Source organism: Taibaiella lutea, from assembly GCF_008629695.1.
Classification (GTDB): Bacteria; Bacteroidota; Bacteroidia; order Chitinophagales; family Chitinophagaceae; genus Taibaiella; species Taibaiella lutea.
Genome location: NZ_VWSH01000001.1, coordinates 1,319,822 through 1,335,884, shown reverse-complemented (window position 1 = coordinate 1,335,884; position 16,063 = coordinate 1,319,822). Strand labels below are relative to the sequence as shown.

Sequence of the window (16,063 nt, the reverse complement as noted above, 5' to 3'; positions counted from 1 at the left end):
TTTATGATTTGTTTTGCTGAAAAATTACCTGATTAGTGTAACATTACCTTTATAGTTTTCAGATCTGCCGTTTTTTAGTGCTACTTGTATCTGATAAATATAAACTCCCTGTGGCTGTTCTTTTTCATTGAACTTGCCATCCCATCCCCTGCCATTTGCATTGGCTGTTTCAAATATTACTTGTCCCCAGCGATTAAACACCTGCATGCTGAAGCCGACAACACCTTGTGATAATAATTGGCGGGGGAAGAAATAATCGTTGACGCCATCTCCATTTGGTGTGAAAGAATTAGGAATATCGGTATAGCAATCTTTTTTAATTTCAATTTCATCGGTGGTACTACAATCAAAACTGTTGCTGACGGTCAATTGATAGATACCATCATGTTGTATCATGCTGGTTGCGGTGGTATCTCCATTATTCCATTGGTACCTTACATTGCCGGAATTAGGAACCTGATTGGCAAGCAGTATTGGATTTCCATGCAGGCAAAGAGTAGTGTCCGGACCAAGGTCAACTTTAGGGTAAGGGTGAACAACTACAGAATCCGAAAGATTTAAATCGGGACAGATGCGGTAATCGGCAGAAAGATTTACCCAAAATGTGCCCTCACGGTCAAAAGCGTGTTTTACATTATTGGTATTGCTGAATACCGTACCATCACCAAAATCCCATACTAATCCTTTAATGCCCTGTTGACTGTAAACTGCGTTATAGTTAACCAGCTCACCTGCGCAAATACTGCGTTTATCGAGTTGCAGACTCAGCGACGGGATAGAATCAACCGTAATGGTATGATAAGCAGTGTCATAACAAGGAATAGCGTCGTTTAAAATCAGTCTTACCTGAAAAGAACCTGCCGAGTTATAGGTATATGTAGGGCTCATCATGTCCGAAGACCCCCCATCGCCAAAATCCCAGTGATATTGGGCCGGTTGTTTGGTTACGGTGGATGCATCTGTAAAAACAATGGTACCGCCTTCACAAAGGGAATCTTTGTCTGTATTAAACATGGCGGCAAGAGGGTGTTGCACATCAACAGATTTTGTTACGTTGGCATTGCAGGTGCCGTTGCCCGCAACGAGATTGACATTATAAACATTCTGTGTCGTATAAATATGTGTAGGGTTTGTTGTGGTGTCAGGAAGAGAACCATCTCCGAAGTTCCAGGTATAGTGTGTTGCATGCTGGGAGTTGTTTGTAAATACTACCGTATCAGCCACACAGCCATTGGTAATATTGTAGCTGAAATCAGTAGTTACCGTTCTGTCGATAGTTGTAATTTTTACAGAATCCCTTAAACTGCAATTGCCATTTCCGCTACCGGTGCTGACTGTCAGCACATAATATCCTGTTGCGGTTGGTTGTATCGTAGGCGTAAGTGTGTTGGCTCCGGTTGTAATGGTAGCGGCAGGTGTCCACATAGAATTGTAGGTTACCCACGGCGCAGTATTTGTTATTGTACCAATTAACTGGCCTGTATATGCAGCGCATCCCATCAAAGTATCATCAGGGCCCGCATCTATGACAGGTGGCGGTATGATGAGAAAAGTATCTGTAAGGTTATGAGTATTGCCGTTTGCAACAGCAGTAGAGTGCAACAGGACAGTAGAAGCCGTGGATAATGTAACATTATAATTAGGGCCGCTACCTGTAAGGGTTGCGTTCCCGTTTAATACATTATAGGAATAAGAAGCGGTTCCGCTTGCGGTAACGGTTCCTGTATTGTTACAGAAGTATAATGTATCATTGGCGTCCAAAGGAGCGAGGGATCCGGAACAGGCGGCAAAATCCAGTGCAGCTGTGAGTGTAGCCGGCACACCTGTGATTTCGGTCAGGTTAATTGTTGTGGCTCCGATTGGACCGCTCCACAGCCCGGCACCTAAACAAAGTGAATAGAGTGTATTGTTAACAACAGCAAAGCCACCTCCGGCTCCCGTACCGGGTCCTCCGATGATAGTCCATTCCTGAATTAAAGTTCCGGTGCTGCTGTATTTTCTCAACCATGCCGGACTTGCTATTTTTACTACGTAAAAGCTGCCGTCAGGACTCTCCGCCTGTAAATCGGCAGGTCCTCCGCCATTATAATTAGGAACGTCTACCAAAAATGTAGCATTCCCGGTGCCGTCATAATGATTAATGCCTAATCCCCCGGGGCTTGTGCCGCCAACCATACCATAAATGTAACCACCTCCGCCACCAATATTGATTGAACCGGAAACATGGCCTGTATTTACCCAGGTAGTGCCATTATAATAGGTATAATTTCCATTTACAACAGTATAGAACGTTGGAGATGGGGCAGTGGGATCATTAATATTTTCGCAAAAACTGAGTGAGTTGGCACCGGCAGGAGGCGCAATGCTGTTAGGCACCGGATTGGTAGCCGAGAAAGGCAAAGCAGGGTTCCAATTATAAATTGTGCTGCCTGTTATATAATATATTAAGGAGTTGGTGCCACAAGAAGGCATTTGGCCCCGCGATATATTACTAATCAATAGTAAAAAAAGCAAACAAGATAGACGTAAATTAAAAGTAGAACCCATTTGAAATTTGGTTTGATGATATGTTTTCAGGAGTAAGATAATTATAAAAAAATAAACTTTTGATAACTTATGTTAAAAAGACATTGAAATTTATTTTTAAGTTGGCGTAGCTATTCTAAAAAGTTTTATTGTTTTAAGCAGAATACTATCCTGCCTGAATATGTAGGAAAACTAAACTATCAGAAGAGCCAAAACAATGAAATTGTCTAAGGTAATTATGCCCTTCTTTCGCTGAGATATTTGCCTTAACTTTACCTCGCTTAAAATTGTTCAAAATATATTACGGCTATGGCGAAATGTAAATTTGTCCTTATTATATTCTTTTTTTTAGTTGGAATCTTTGTAACCCCTTCTTATGCCGGTAAACCGCAATTAGATGCAGATGCAACCGCTCAATTGTCGGGTATAGAAGATTCCCTGCTGGTGATGGCGGATTCTATGATGAATGCCATTCCGGATTATAAAATTGATTATTGTGTCAGGTTTACCAAATTCCTGCGTAATGCTTTGGAAATACCTAATTCCTTCAATTACCCTTTTACGAGACTTGCAGCAAAAATCCACATCCTTTATTCCGAAGACAAAACCTTTCGCATATTTAATTGGCTGATAGCTCCCACAACAGAAATCAGAAGGTATTATGGCGTTGTTCAGATGGACTCGGAACAACCTAAATATTATCCTTTACTGGATGCAGCTTCTGAACTTGGCAATGATATAGCTACAAAAACATTGGATAATAAGCATTGGTATGGCAATGAAATTTACAGGATAATGGATCAGAATGTAAACGGACAAAAAGTGTATTTACTGTTCGGATTCAATTCCAATGGGTTAGGCAGCAATAAAAAAATGATTGATGTATTGAATGTCAATGAGGATGGCGTAAGCTTCGGTGCGCCTATTTTTTCATTGCCTAATCAGGTGACCGGCAGGATGGAAAAGCCTCAAAGGATTATTCTTGAATATAAAAAGACAGCGCAGGTATATTTGAATTATGATGCCGACAAAAAAATGATTGTTTACAACCGCATCGCTTCCGAAGTGACAGAACCCAACAGAAAAGGCACTTATATTCCCACAGGACAGATGGATGGCCTGAAATGGGAAAATGGTATGTATCAGTACGTTAAGGATGCCATTCCTGTATTGCGCCTTCAGGATGGACAAGCGCCGATTGATGGTGTAATGAAGTAGTAAGAGGCTTAAAACAACGTTTAAACCTAATTTAAAAGAGCCCGACCGGCAAAAGAAGCGCCATAAAGACAAATCACATGACTAAAATCTGGAAGATAAAGCAGGCAGATGAACAGATAACGGACGTAATTGCGGAGGCATTGAAGATTCATCCTGTTATCTGCAAATTATTGTCATTCAGAGGAGTTGCAGATTACGAAAGCGCAAAATCATTTTTTCGTCCTGCTTTATGCCAATTACATGATCCTTTTTTGATGAAAGGAATGGCAATTGCTGTTGAGCGTATAGGAAAAGCTATTCAGCGCAATGAAACTATTATGGTTTATGGCGATTATGATGTAGATGGTACTACGGCTGTTGCGGTGGTATTTTCCTTTTTGAAGAAAACAAATCCCGGTGCCAATATATTGTTTTACGTACCACACCGTTATCGCGAAGGTTATGGCATTTCCACAGCAGGAATAGACTTTGCCATTGAACAGGGTGTAAGTCTGATGATAACTTTGGATTGCGGCATTAAATCGGCAGATAAGATTGATTATGCCGCCAGTCTGGGAATAGATGTTATTATCTGCGACCACCATACTCCGGATGAAACGCAAATCCCGAAAGCTCTTGCTATATTAAATCCTAAACAGACAGACTGTGCGTACCCATTTAAAGAATTAAGCGGTTGCGGTATTGGTTATAAACTTATTTCAGCGATTGCACAGCATAGAGATTTGCCTGCTGAAACTACCGAAAGATATCTTGATTTGGTTGCTACAAGTATTGCCGCAGATATTGTTCCGATGGATGGCGAGAACCGGATATTAGCGGCTTTTGGTATTATACGTGCAAATGAAAATCCATCTCTGGCGCTAAAAACCATAAAAGAAATAGCAGGCGTTACCCGCAATTTTACTATATCCGATCTTGTGTTCATCATTGCGCCACGTATCAATGCGGCAGGCCGGATGGATGATGCGCGTAAGGCCATTGAATTATTTATTGAAGAAGAACCGGTAAAATCAAGGGAACTTGCCGAAATACTTTGTTCCGATAATTTTGACAGAAAGGAAGTAGATAAAAATATGACGGACGAAGCGCTGGACATTTTGCAAAATGATACTGCAATGTCAAGCCACATGTCCACAGTGCTTTTCAGACCTCATTGGCATAAAGGTGTTGTCGGCATAGTAGCTTCGAGGTTGATAGATCATTACTATCGCCCTACGATTGTTCTGACAGAGTCTAATGGTAAGGTAACGGGTTCGGCAAGATCTGTAAACGGCTTTAATATTTATGAAGCAATTCATCAGTGTGGTGATTTGCTGGAAAATTACGGCGGCCATTTTTTTGCCGCGGGTATGACTTTGTGCCCTGAAAACCTTATCGCTTTTCAGGAAAAATTTGAGCGGGTGGTATGCGACACGATAGAGTCAACATCATTGAAACCTGTTATTGAAATTGATGCCGAATTACGATTGAAGGACATTAATGACGGTTTTTATAATATTATTCGTCAGTTTGAACCGTTTGGACCGACCAATTTAAGGCCTGTATTCATAAGCAGAAACGTAAGCAATTATAAGGGATATACCAGAGTAGTAAAAGAAATGCATATCCGCTTTGTAATAGAGCAGGATAAAGGCGCGACGATTTCCGGAATCGGTTTCGGAATGGCAGATAAATATGATATTATTGCTTCAGGTCAGCCATTTGATATTTTATATACTTTGGATGAAAACGACTGGAACGGCAATAAAAGTATTCAAATGAAAGTCATTGATGTCAGGCCTTCGGCAGAAAATAATTATTAAGAGACTATGAATGTAAAGATTGAACCGGAATGGGGCGAAGCGCTCAAAGATGAGTTTGATAAACCTTATTTCGAAAAGATAGTTGAGTTTTTAAAAGACGAAAAAAAAGCAGGTAAAATCATTTATCCTGCGGGCCCTGATATCTTCAGCGCTTTTACACTGACTCCTTTCTCAAAAGTGAAAGTGGTCATCATAGGACAAGACCCATATCATGGTGAGGGCCAGGCGCACGGGCTTAGTTTTTCGGTAAAGAAAGGGGTTACTGTCCCGCCTTCTTTGGTGAATATGTACAAAGAACTGAAGGCAGACCTGAACATAGCCCCGCCGGGTCATGGATATCTGGAGCAATGGGCGAAGCAAGGCGTTTTAATGCTGAACGCGTCTTTAACTGTTGAAGCATCAAAACCCATGTCGCATGCCAAGATAGGTTGGGAGCAATTTACCAATGCGGTTATTAAAACTGTTTCTGATAAGCTGGAAGGTGTAGTATTCTTGCTTTGGGGCAGATTTGCACAGCAAAAGGAGATTTTGATAGATACAAGCAAACATTTCATTCTAAAGTCTGCACATCCTTCTCCGTTTTCTGCGGCGCAGGGTTTTTTCGGCTCTATGCCATACAGTAAGACTAACAAGCTATTGAAACAACAAGGCAAGGCTGAAATTAACTGGAAACTGGATGCATGATTTGAAATTCCCAATTCCAAATCTAAAATCTTAAACAATGGAAAACGAAAAATTAAGAATAGACAAATATTTATGGGCTATCAGGATATTTAAGACGAGGGCCCAGGCTGCAGATGCATGTGATAGCGGAAGAGTTAAATGGAATGAAAATTCAGTAAAAGCTTCAAAACAAGTACATATAGGTGAACAATATGACATAAGGACTCCTGACAGAAAATGGACTATAAAAGTAACGGGCTTATTGCATAACCGGAAAGCATATTCTGAGGCTATTAATTTTTATGAAGATTTGACTCCCGAAGAAGATTTGGATTTTAATAAAAGTCAGGCATCAAGTTTCTATACAGGAAAGCGATTAAGCAAAGTAGGGAGGCCTACAAAATTGCAGCGCAGGGATCTGGATGACTTTATGGATAATTAAAAAATATGCCTCGTACCCAACTTTTTATTAATAATTTGCTATCTTGCTATTGTTATATTCTCATACTTAAGGTTATTACAGCATAAAAAAGTAACATTCAAAATGATTAGAAATTTATTCATAAAAGTTACGGCGGGCTTAATGGTGCTTGCTTGTAGCCAAAGCTTTGCGGCAACCAACTATTGGCAAAATTTTGACGGAAAAACACCTCCGTCACGTCATGCACTGGCAGTAACCACAAGAGATTACACTGTTTTTTCATTGGATCAGAATGCAATGAAAAGCTTCCTTTCCAATGTAGGTACGGATCCAAATCAGGCGCAAGCGATAATCATTCCCACTCCTGATCATAAGTTTATGAATTTTCATATCTGGAAAACTCCGATGATGGAAAAAGCATTGGCGGATAAATACCCGGATATTCAGACTTTTACTGCAGTTTCTGATGATGATCCTTCTGTTACCGCCAAAGTAGAATATACCATGTTTGGTTTCAGCGCATTGGTTTATAACGGCGCAAATACCTTCTTTATTGACGCTTATAACAAAGATGTTGACGGTTATTACGTTGCTTATTATAAAAAAGATTTTTATTCAACCATCCAGTCAGTGCCATGCATGGTTACGGAAGCAGATCAGATAAAACCTGCTGATAATGGAATTCCGACGGAAATAAATACAGGTGATGATGGCGTGACCGGGAATAAAGTAAATGGTTCCGTGCGTCATACTTATCGTTTGGCATTAAGCTGTACCGGTGAATATGCTATAGCTGTAGGAGGCGCCAATCCTACCGTATCTCAGATTCTGACCATAATGAGTGTCACTGTAGATCGTATCAATGGATATTATGAAAGAGAATTTTCTGTTTCTATGAATCTTATAGGAAACAACGATGCTGTCATTTTCCTTGATCCTACAACAGATCCTTATGCCTGCAATAACAATCTTAACTGTCTGATTGGAGAAGTTAACACTACAATCGGAAATGTCATTGGCGATGCCAATTATGACATCGGGCACATTCTTTGCACAGCCGGTGGCGGTCTTGCACAGTTGAGTGCTGTATGTGGCGGCGGAAAAGCAAGAGGTACCAGCTCTTCCGGTGGTTCTAATGATATACACGTGCCATTGCATGAAATGGGACATCAATTTGGATCCAATCATACATTCAGTGCAAATACAGGTGGATGTAACGGTAATCGCGGAGATGCTACGGCTTATGAACCGGGCGGTGGTATCAGCACCATGTCTTATTCAGGCTTATGCGACCCTAATAATGTCGGAGGACCTTCAGATGATTATTTCCATGTAAGTTCATTACTTGAAATCGGCAATTTCCTTGCCGGCCAGGGCTCAAGTTGCGGTACAACTGCTACAGGCACAAACCCGATTACTGTTCCTGATATCAAAGATACTTTTTACATACCAAGAAATACGCCGTTTGAATTAACAGCACCGATAGTTACGGCGCCTACCAACCCCACTCAAACATCTGTATTGTTTAACTGGGAGCAATGGGATGTTTTGGATGCTGTTGCTACACCGGATCCGGTTGAAGCCAATGCAGCCAGCGCAGCAAAAGGGCCATTATTTAAATCTTATTATCCTACTACCAGCAGGATTCGTTCTTATCCTGAATATACTAATATTAATGCCAGTACTTATGGTGACGGTGCAACAGGAGCAGGACAAAGAATTTCGAAAGTTTCCCGTGATATTAATTTTAAATTGTCTGTAAGAAGTATCTATCAAGGTTGGGGTACCTTCCGCTTTATGGATAATACTGTTTATCTTAAAACAGACCCGAATGTACATGATTTCCGTGCAACTGAACCAAGTGCAGATGAAACCTGGAATCCGGGCGAAACAAAAACAGTAAAATGGGTAGTTCCGAAAGATCAGCCTACTGTGCCTGATTCTGTAAAATGTAACTGGGTAAATATCTATCTGTCTTATGATAATGGTGTTACTTTCCCTAAGCTATTGGTTTCAAATGCAAATGGAACTGCAGGGTCATACACATTTACAGTGCCTGCTGATGTTGGTTACTCAACTGAAGGCAGAGTAAAAGTGAAAGGCGTGGGTAATGCTTATTTTGATATTGCCAAAGGCAAAATATTGATTAACGGAACCGTTACAGGCATTCCGAAAGTCAGCGCTGTGAGCAATGTTTCCATTTATCCGAATCCTGCAAACAATCAGATAACCGTTACAAATAAAACTGCCAGTACAACTCTTAAGCTTGTAATGTACAATATAATCGGTCAACAGGTATGGTCCGGACAAGTTAAGGATCAAACCAATATTCAGGTTGGATCTTTTGCAAGAGGTAATTACCTGATTCAGGTAGTAAATGAAAATACAGGTGAGCGTAGTGCAGAAAAAGTTGTTCTGAAGTAAATTGAAGATTATAGCAATAAAAAAAGGGATGTTACGGTTGTAACATCCCTTTTTTATACCGGATCCTTTTTTTCATGAAAGAAAGCTTTCTATTATTTTTTCAAAGCGTTCAGTTTCCCCAAAATTCCTGATATATTCTTTAGCATCAATTCTTTTTCTGACTTGTCAATGGGAACTATTAACTGATATAAAGGCTCGAAATAGAAACCTGCAATATGTGCAATCTGTTCGCCCCATTCCGTTAATTTCAGTGCAGAAGCCCTGTTGTCTGTTGCCGATTTTCTTTTTAAGATGAGTTTCTTTTCTATCAATGGTTTTAAGGCTACACTTATAGTCGCTTTAGCCACATTCAGTTCAGCAGCTAACTGGCTTGCTGTAAATATTTCGGCTTTGTGCCGTATTATGAGCAATAACCGGATTTGTAAAGGACTTAATCCGTGTTCCATAGCCTGCCGCCACAAGAGGTCGTCAATAGACTGGTTTAGTTTCTCCAAGCTTAACACCAATATGGCATTAATGTCTTTTTGCAGAAACGCTTTTTCAAATACGGTTTTTGCCATGTCAATGGTTAATGATTTGTAAAATAGCGGTTATTTGTAAAAGGTAGCAATGCTAACTACCGGAGCGCAAAAGTCGTGCAAATTGAATGAAAAACCAATTGTTCTGTTCATTTTAGTTAGCAATGCTATCTAAAGAGCAAATAAAACATACTTCAGAATATATATTAATATATTTGCATCCGGCGGAATTTTTTTAGCGGTAAAAGCCGGCTAACTTTGCGCCCCACAATCAAAAAGAAATGAAATACATTTTTACAGCATTATTATTTTGTTCTGTTTTCGGAATAAAGCAGGCTCATGCACAAATACCCATCAAGACCGATGATGACCCGGAATATGATAATCCTGTGATGGGCGAAGATGATAGCTTGTATTCTAACGGGCCTGCAGATACTTCTTCGGATTTAAAGTATTATATCCAGCCGCTGAATGAAATTACCATTCAGGAAAACAGGTTGCAGATTCCTTTTGCCAAGCAAAACAGGAATATTACTATCCTTGACCAAAGCATTATCAGAACGCTTCCGGTAAAGTCTGTCAATGAATTGCTGACCTATGTTGCCGGTGTGGATGTGCGTCAGCGCGGCCCCTGGGGAACACAGGCGGATATAGGCATTGACGGAGGAACATTTGACGAAACCCTGGTATTAATAGACGGTATTAAAATCAGTGACCCGCAAACGGGGCATAATATGATGAATATACCTGTGCCGCTTAGTGCCGTTGACAGGATTGAAGTGCTGAGAGGTCCGGCGGCAAGGATTTATGGTGTGAATGCACTGAACGGCGCTATCAATATTATTACAAAGAAACCGACACAAACCGGGATAATGGCCAATGTATATGCCGGAAGCAGCTTTAATAAAGATACCAGTAATGGTAAGCTCTTTGGCGGCTATGGTGCAGAGGTTTCTGCGAGCCTTGCAGGAGATTATACACAGCATTTATTGTCTTTCAGCAGGCAACAGGCTTCGGGTTACAGATATAATACCGCTTTCAATAACGACAAGGTTTATTACCAGAACCAGACAACTCTAAGCAAAGCTGTAAGCCTTCAGCTTATGGGAGGCTTTGTTTATAATAGTTTTGGTGCCAATGCGTTCTATTCTGCGCCCGGCGATAAAGAATCAAAAGAAACGGTACAGACCGGTCTTGCAGGTATCGGTGCAACTATCCAGGCAACGCCTTACTGGACTATCAAGCCGAGAGTGAGCTATCGTTACAATAATGATGATTATATCTATATACGCCAGAAACCTGCAGTATATAACAACCGTCATGAAACAAATGTGATTGATGCCGAGTTGAATAATACTTTTAATACAGACATTGGTGATTTCGGTTTAGGGCTTGAGTTAAGGAACGATAAAATAAACAGTAACAGTCTCGGAAAAAGGAACAGGGATAACTATGGTTTTTTTGGTGAATATAGTTTCAATAAAATAGAAAGATTATTGGTCAACATAGGCGCTTATGCGAATTACAATTCTGATTTTGGCTGGAGAGTAATGCCGGGTATTGATGCCGGGTACCGTATTTACAGCGGATTACGTGTGTTTGCAAATGCAGGGGTGGGTCAACGTTTGCCAACTTATACGGACCTTTATTATAAAGGTCCGGCCAATATCGGCAATCCGAATCTGCTGCCTGAATATTCTTATAATGTAGAAGGGGGATTGAAGTATAACGACAAGCAATTGAATGCTTCCATCAGTTATTTTAACCGTCGTACAGAAGGTTTTATTGATTGGGTAAAAGATACTATTACCGACCCCTGGACCACAGTAAATTACCAGAAAATAAACACGCAAGGGATTAGCTTTGCTGTAGATTACAGATGGAGAAGCGAGGATGCCAAATATGCTAAGGTTGCTATCATCACAGGGTTTTCTTATTCTTATCTTGATGTAAAATCAAAAGGGAGCCAGAGCCTTGACGGTGATGCAAAATTATCTAACTACGCATTGCAGAATTTAAGGAATCAGGTTTGTGCCAATGCTAATTTTGAATTTTTCCATACCCTGAACATAACGCTTGCAGGCCGTTATCAGCAAAGGGTTAATTATATCGATTATTTCCTGCTGGATGCCAAAGTTTCGTATGCGATTCAAAGGTTCAATATCTATGCTGAGGTTAATAATCTTACCGATGTTCAATACATTGAAGCTGCGGCAGTTCCTATGCCCGGACGTTGGGTGACGCTTGGCCTGAAATGGGCCTGGTGGAAATAACGATTTTTGATTAAGGATGAGTGAACAGTATCCCGGTGCGTCTTTGATGCGTCGGGATTTTTTATTAATGAACCAATTAGATAGTATATGTTCAAAATACAGCTTACCTAACCTTTTCTTAGGTAGTACTTTACTTTTTCTTAGGTAGTATCTTACTTCTTCTTAGGTAGTACCTTGCTTTTTCTTAGGTATAACCTAACCTTTTCTTAGGTTGTACCTTACCTTTTCTTATGTTGTACCTTACCTTTTCCTATGTTGTACCTTACTTTTTTTATGTTGTACCTTGCTTTTTCTTAGGTAATACCTTGCTTTTTCTTAGGTTGTACCTTACTTTTTCTTAGGTATCACCTTACCTTTTCTTAGGTAGTACCTTGCTTTTTCTTAGGTAGTGCCTTGCTTTTTCTTAGGTACCCCCATTGCTTTTTTATAGGTATCCCTTTGCTTTTTCTTAGGTTATATAAATGCCAAAACAAAAAAGAGACCAAACAGGTCTCTTTTTTAAAATATTTATTCAATATTAGAATTAATCGTTACTATCTAAAACCACGTCTTTCGCATTGGTTTTTTCTACTTTCTTTTTACCTCTGTTGTCGCGCGCGACTCTCGAATAAACCGATATTTCTTTATTAAACAAGAATTGAAACAACAAAACAGTATATGAAGTATGGTAGCCCAAAGTATTATAATAATGCCCTGCAAACTCTCTGATTTTTGGTAACTTATTCCATGGAACAGAAGGGAAATCATGATGCTCGTTATGATAACCAACGTTAAGGTTTACAGTATTCAAAGGTCCGTAATAGCTCTTAGTTTCCTGATCGCCATGTGTAAGGAAGTGTTCCTGAACCCAGCGTGCGCCCAACGGATGCAGGCCGATAGAAAAGAAGAAACTTGCTATTAAATAAATACCTGCTTTCACGCCCAGGAATTTGAAAATAGCCACCATAAAAACGATCTGGATAAGCCAGTTTACCACTGTCCATGCATCAAAGATTTTGATTTCTTTGGTCAGGCGCAACGGGCGCAATGCCTGAAACACAGGGTAGAATAGCAACCATAAAGTTTTACCAACCGGAGCATTATTGATAAGCTTGGCCTCCCAACGGAAAGGCATATCGGCATCAACCGCTTCTACACCTTGGAAAGAGTGGTGTTTCAGATGGTATTTGGTGAAAGAAATAGAGCTTGGGAAAACCTGCGGCAAATTAGCAATCAGGCTTGCTATAATATTTAAAGTCCTGTTTTTGAAAATAAGGTTATGCGAACATTCGTGTACACACACATACAAAGTGTGGCAAGCGAAAGCACCCACGAGGTAGGATACCACAAAAACAGCCCACCAAGGCAGATTATACGAATAGATTACCGCTGCAAGGCCAACCTGGACAGCAACGCACAATAAAATAACTAAAAAAGTGTAAGGATTACGTCCGATCAGGCCTCTGATTTCAGGATGCTTTTGAATAATCTCTTTAGTGCGAGCTTTGTGTGGTTCAGGGTTGTCCGACCAGATAAAAGAAGTTAATTTTGCCATTTCAATATTGTAGCTGAAAAATAATTGACAAAAATAATAAATCCTGCGTTAATATTGGCTTAGCAATTTCCTATAACTGTATTTTTAAATATTCATTTCATGCGCCGAATTGCCGGTTTCCTGTTTCGTTCCTTTCTTCAGGGCATAGTTATTTTAGGTCCGATAGGTATAACTGCTTATGCTATTATCTTCGTTTTCAGAGGCTTGGACGGCATGTTGCCCTGGTTTTCAGAACAAGCGCCGGGCATAGGTTTCCTTATTATTGTAGCTTTCATTACTATAGTTGGTTATTCGGGAACACGTTTCTTTTTTGGCCGTTGGCTGGTAGAAGGTTTCAGTTATCTGTTGGAACATACGCCCGGCATCAAACATATTTATTCTTCCGTTAAAGATGTAATGGATTCTTTTGTGGGCGACAAAAAGAAATTCAACCATCCGGTTTGGGTGCGTACCAATGCCAATCCTGAAATATGGCGTATCGGGTTTTTAACCCAGAATGATTTAACCGATTTGGGTCAACCGGATAAAGTTTCAGTTTATCTGCCGCACTCTTATGCTATTTCCGGCTGGGTTATTATCGTTTCAATTGATGAAGTAAAACCTGTAGAGGGCATGAATGCGGCAGAAGCAATGAAGTTTGCTGTAAGTGGCGGTATTGCCGGGATGCATCACAACGTTCATGAAGCGCATCATTAAAAGCGTTTATTTCGTAAAAATCTATGCGAGTGCTTTTTTAGATTCTTACGGAATAAACAAGAATGAATGAATATATCTGTAAAAAGATTTAGTGTTTAGTTAACAAAACAGTAGCATAGGCCATTACGCCTTCTTCCCTTCCAACAAACCCTAATTTCTCGGTAGTAGTAGCCTTGATAGAAACATCCGCACGTGGAATGCCCAACGTTGAAGCAATTGCTTCAATCATTTTAGGTATATATGGTTTGATCTTTGGCTCCTGCAGGCAAAGCGTCGTATCAATATTGCCAATCCAGTAACCTGCTTCTCTTACAAGGTTGTAACTACGGCGTAAAAGAACTTTACTGTCAATACCTTTATACTGCATGTCCGTATCCGGAAAATGTACTCCTATGTCTCCAAGTCCGCAGGCACCTAACATAGCATCACAAATAGCATGAAGTAAAACATCCGCATCTGAATGTCCTACTGCTCCTTTATGATGATCGAGCTTTACGCCTCCTAACCAGAAAGGGATGCCTTCTTCAAGCCTATGGAAATCAATGCCGTTACCAATTCTAATTTGCATGACCGTAATTTATTTTTTTATAATGATTGTATTAAATATAAAATTTAGGCAAAAATAGAAAAGCCTTCTTTACAAATATCGTAAAGAAGGCTTTTTTATAATTTAATAATTCAAAGGGATTAACCTTCGTCCGATGTTTTCTTTGAAAAAGCCAGTTTGTCGAAATCAAACAATAAAGAGAAACGTAGCGTATTTGACAATGGGTTTCTTGCAACACCTGAACCTGAAGGAATCAGGTAAGAGAAATTCAAACCGAAGACTTGATATTTCACTCCAAGGCCACAGGTAAAGTATTGACGGTCTCCATTGTTTTTGTTTTCATAAAAATAACCCGCCCTTACTGCAAATTGATCCTGATACCAATATTCACCACCAAGAGAAACAGTTGTACCATAACCCGGAGGCGCTTTTGTAAATGAACCTAACATGCCGGAAATAATACCATCATTAGGAATATAGCCTGCAGTTGAATCTTCGCCATTAACAGTCAGGTAATATCTCGGAGCGGGTACCAACGCCTTGTTTAAATCCAGCGAAGCCGTGATTTTATTGTATGCATCCACTTTATAAGTGTAAGCAACGCCGATACCTAAATTAATAGGAAGAAAATCTTTTTCCTGTTGGGAATAGCTGATTTTAGAACCTACGTTAGATAATACTGCACCTGCATTGAAAGTACCGCTACGGTCTTCGGTAATCTCATGTGTTTTGGTGTAGAAAATTCCGATATCTGCAGCAAATGCTTTACCCGGGCTGTAAACTGTACCCGGATTAGGATCGCCTGCAGCAATATTTGATGATATATAACGTAATGTTACACCTGTAGATAAATTTGGCGATAACTTGATAGAATAACCGAAATCAAAAGAAAATTCTCTTGGTTTTCCGCTTCCTGTATTAAAGCCAAGGTCATTGGTGTAATCAATGTTACCGAGGTTGAAATATCTTAATGAACCACTGATAGTACTGGTGGCATTTAGTTTTTTGTAAGCAGATATGTAACCCAAAAACACATCGGGCACCAAATCTTTCAACCATGGAGTATATGTTACGGAAATACCGGCATCTTTCGGACTCATTGCCAACTTGGCTACGTTCCAATACTGAGCGTTTGCATCAGGTGATAAAGCAATACCTACATCTCCCATTGCACCGCTGCGGGCATCAGGCGAAATACGTAAAAAAGGAACTGCGGTGGTAATAGCACCAACTCTACCGTCCAAAGCTGTCTGTGCAAAAGATTGAAACCCTATCAAACCGGACAAAACCGTTAACCCGGCAACTGCAATGCGTTTAGCCATTCTTCTTCTTATTAGTTAATAATTTTAATTTTAAAAGTGTAGAGGTATTGCTACAATAGGCTGTGTGAGTAGTTGTTTTTAAAATAACCCCCTTTTTTGGGAGGGGCAAAGATAAGGAT

12 protein-coding genes are annotated in these 16,063 nt (G+C 40.1%); 7 read left to right on the top strand and 5 right to left on the bottom strand.

Annotated elements, in window-relative coordinates; all coding sequences use genetic code 11:
* Positions 1 to 24: 24 nt before the first annotated feature.
* Complete coding sequence (locus F0919_RS05770; protein ID WP_190277280.1) at positions 25 to 2,472, bottom strand: PKD domain-containing protein; 2,448 nt, start codon at positions 2,470 to 2,472, stop codon at positions 25 to 27.
* A gap of 363 nt (positions 2,473 to 2,835) precedes the next feature.
* Between F0919_RS05770 and F0919_RS05765 the strand changes: the two genes are divergently transcribed.
* The 5 genes from F0919_RS05765 (at position 2,836) to F0919_RS05745 (ending at position 9,054) form a co-directional block, all read left to right on the top strand.
* A complete protein-coding gene (locus F0919_RS05765) occupies positions 2,836 to 3,744 on the top strand; it encodes a hypothetical protein (RefSeq protein WP_150031755.1) in 909 nt (302 codons plus the stop codon).
* Positions 3,745 to 3,821: 77 nt separating this feature from the next.
* Positions 3,822 to 5,546: a single-stranded-DNA-specific exonuclease RecJ gene (recJ, locus tag F0919_RS05760; RefSeq protein ID WP_150031754.1), complete on the top strand. Its 1,725-nt coding sequence runs from the start codon at positions 3,822 to 3,824 to the stop codon at positions 5,544 to 5,546.
* 6 nt (positions 5,547 to 5,552) lie between these two features.
* Complete coding sequence (ung, locus tag F0919_RS05755; RefSeq protein WP_150031753.1) at positions 5,553 to 6,230, top strand: uracil-DNA glycosylase; 678 nt, start codon at positions 5,553 to 5,555, stop codon at positions 6,228 to 6,230.
* Between the two features lie 37 nt (positions 6,231 to 6,267).
* A complete protein-coding gene (locus tag F0919_RS05750; protein ID WP_150031752.1) occupies positions 6,268 to 6,651 on the top strand; it encodes an RNA-binding S4 domain-containing protein in 384 nt (127 codons plus the stop codon).
* Between the two features lie 102 nt (positions 6,652 to 6,753).
* Positions 6,754 to 9,054: a reprolysin-like metallopeptidase gene (locus tag F0919_RS05745; RefSeq protein ID WP_150031751.1), complete on the top strand. Its 2,301-nt coding sequence runs from the start codon at positions 6,754 to 6,756 to the stop codon at positions 9,052 to 9,054.
* Between the two features lie 92 nt (positions 9,055 to 9,146).
* Here F0919_RS05745 and F0919_RS05740 read toward each other — a convergent pair whose 3' ends face one another.
* Complete coding sequence (locus F0919_RS05740; protein WP_150031750.1) at positions 9,147 to 9,614, bottom strand: MarR family winged helix-turn-helix transcriptional regulator; 468 nt, start codon at positions 9,612 to 9,614, stop codon at positions 9,147 to 9,149.
* A 239-nt stretch (positions 9,615 to 9,853) separates the two neighbouring features.
* Between F0919_RS05740 and F0919_RS05735 the strand changes: the two genes are divergently transcribed.
* Positions 9,854 to 11,845: a TonB-dependent receptor plug domain-containing protein gene (locus F0919_RS05735; RefSeq protein ID WP_150031749.1), complete on the top strand. Its 1,992-nt coding sequence runs from the start codon at positions 9,854 to 9,856 to the stop codon at positions 11,843 to 11,845.
* A gap of 523 nt (positions 11,846 to 12,368) precedes the next feature.
* Here F0919_RS05735 and F0919_RS05730 read toward each other — a convergent pair.
* Positions 12,369 to 13,379: a fatty acid desaturase gene (locus F0919_RS05730; RefSeq protein ID WP_150031748.1), complete on the bottom strand. Its 1,011-nt coding sequence runs from the start codon at positions 13,377 to 13,379 to the stop codon at positions 12,369 to 12,371.
* A gap of 99 nt (positions 13,380 to 13,478) precedes the next feature.
* Between F0919_RS05730 and F0919_RS05725 the strand changes: the two genes are divergently transcribed.
* On the top strand, positions 13,479 to 14,075 hold the full coding sequence (locus F0919_RS05725; protein ID WP_150031747.1) for a DUF502 domain-containing protein: 597 nt from the start codon (positions 13,479 to 13,481) through the stop codon (positions 14,073 to 14,075).
* 88 nt (positions 14,076 to 14,163) lie between these two features.
* Here F0919_RS05725 and ispF read toward each other — a convergent pair whose 3' ends face one another.
* Positions 14,164 to 14,643 (bottom strand): 2-C-methyl-D-erythritol 2,4-cyclodiphosphate synthase, encoded by a 480-nt coding sequence (gene ispF, locus F0919_RS05720; RefSeq protein ID WP_150031746.1) that lies wholly within the window; start codon positions 14,641 to 14,643, stop codon positions 14,164 to 14,166.
* Between the two features lie 119 nt (positions 14,644 to 14,762).
* Positions 14,763 to 15,944: a type IX secretion system outer membrane channel protein PorV gene (gene porV, locus F0919_RS05715; protein ID WP_150031745.1), complete on the bottom strand. Its 1,182-nt coding sequence runs from the start codon at positions 15,942 to 15,944 to the stop codon at positions 14,763 to 14,765.
* Positions 15,945 to 16,063 lie beyond the last annotated feature (119 nt).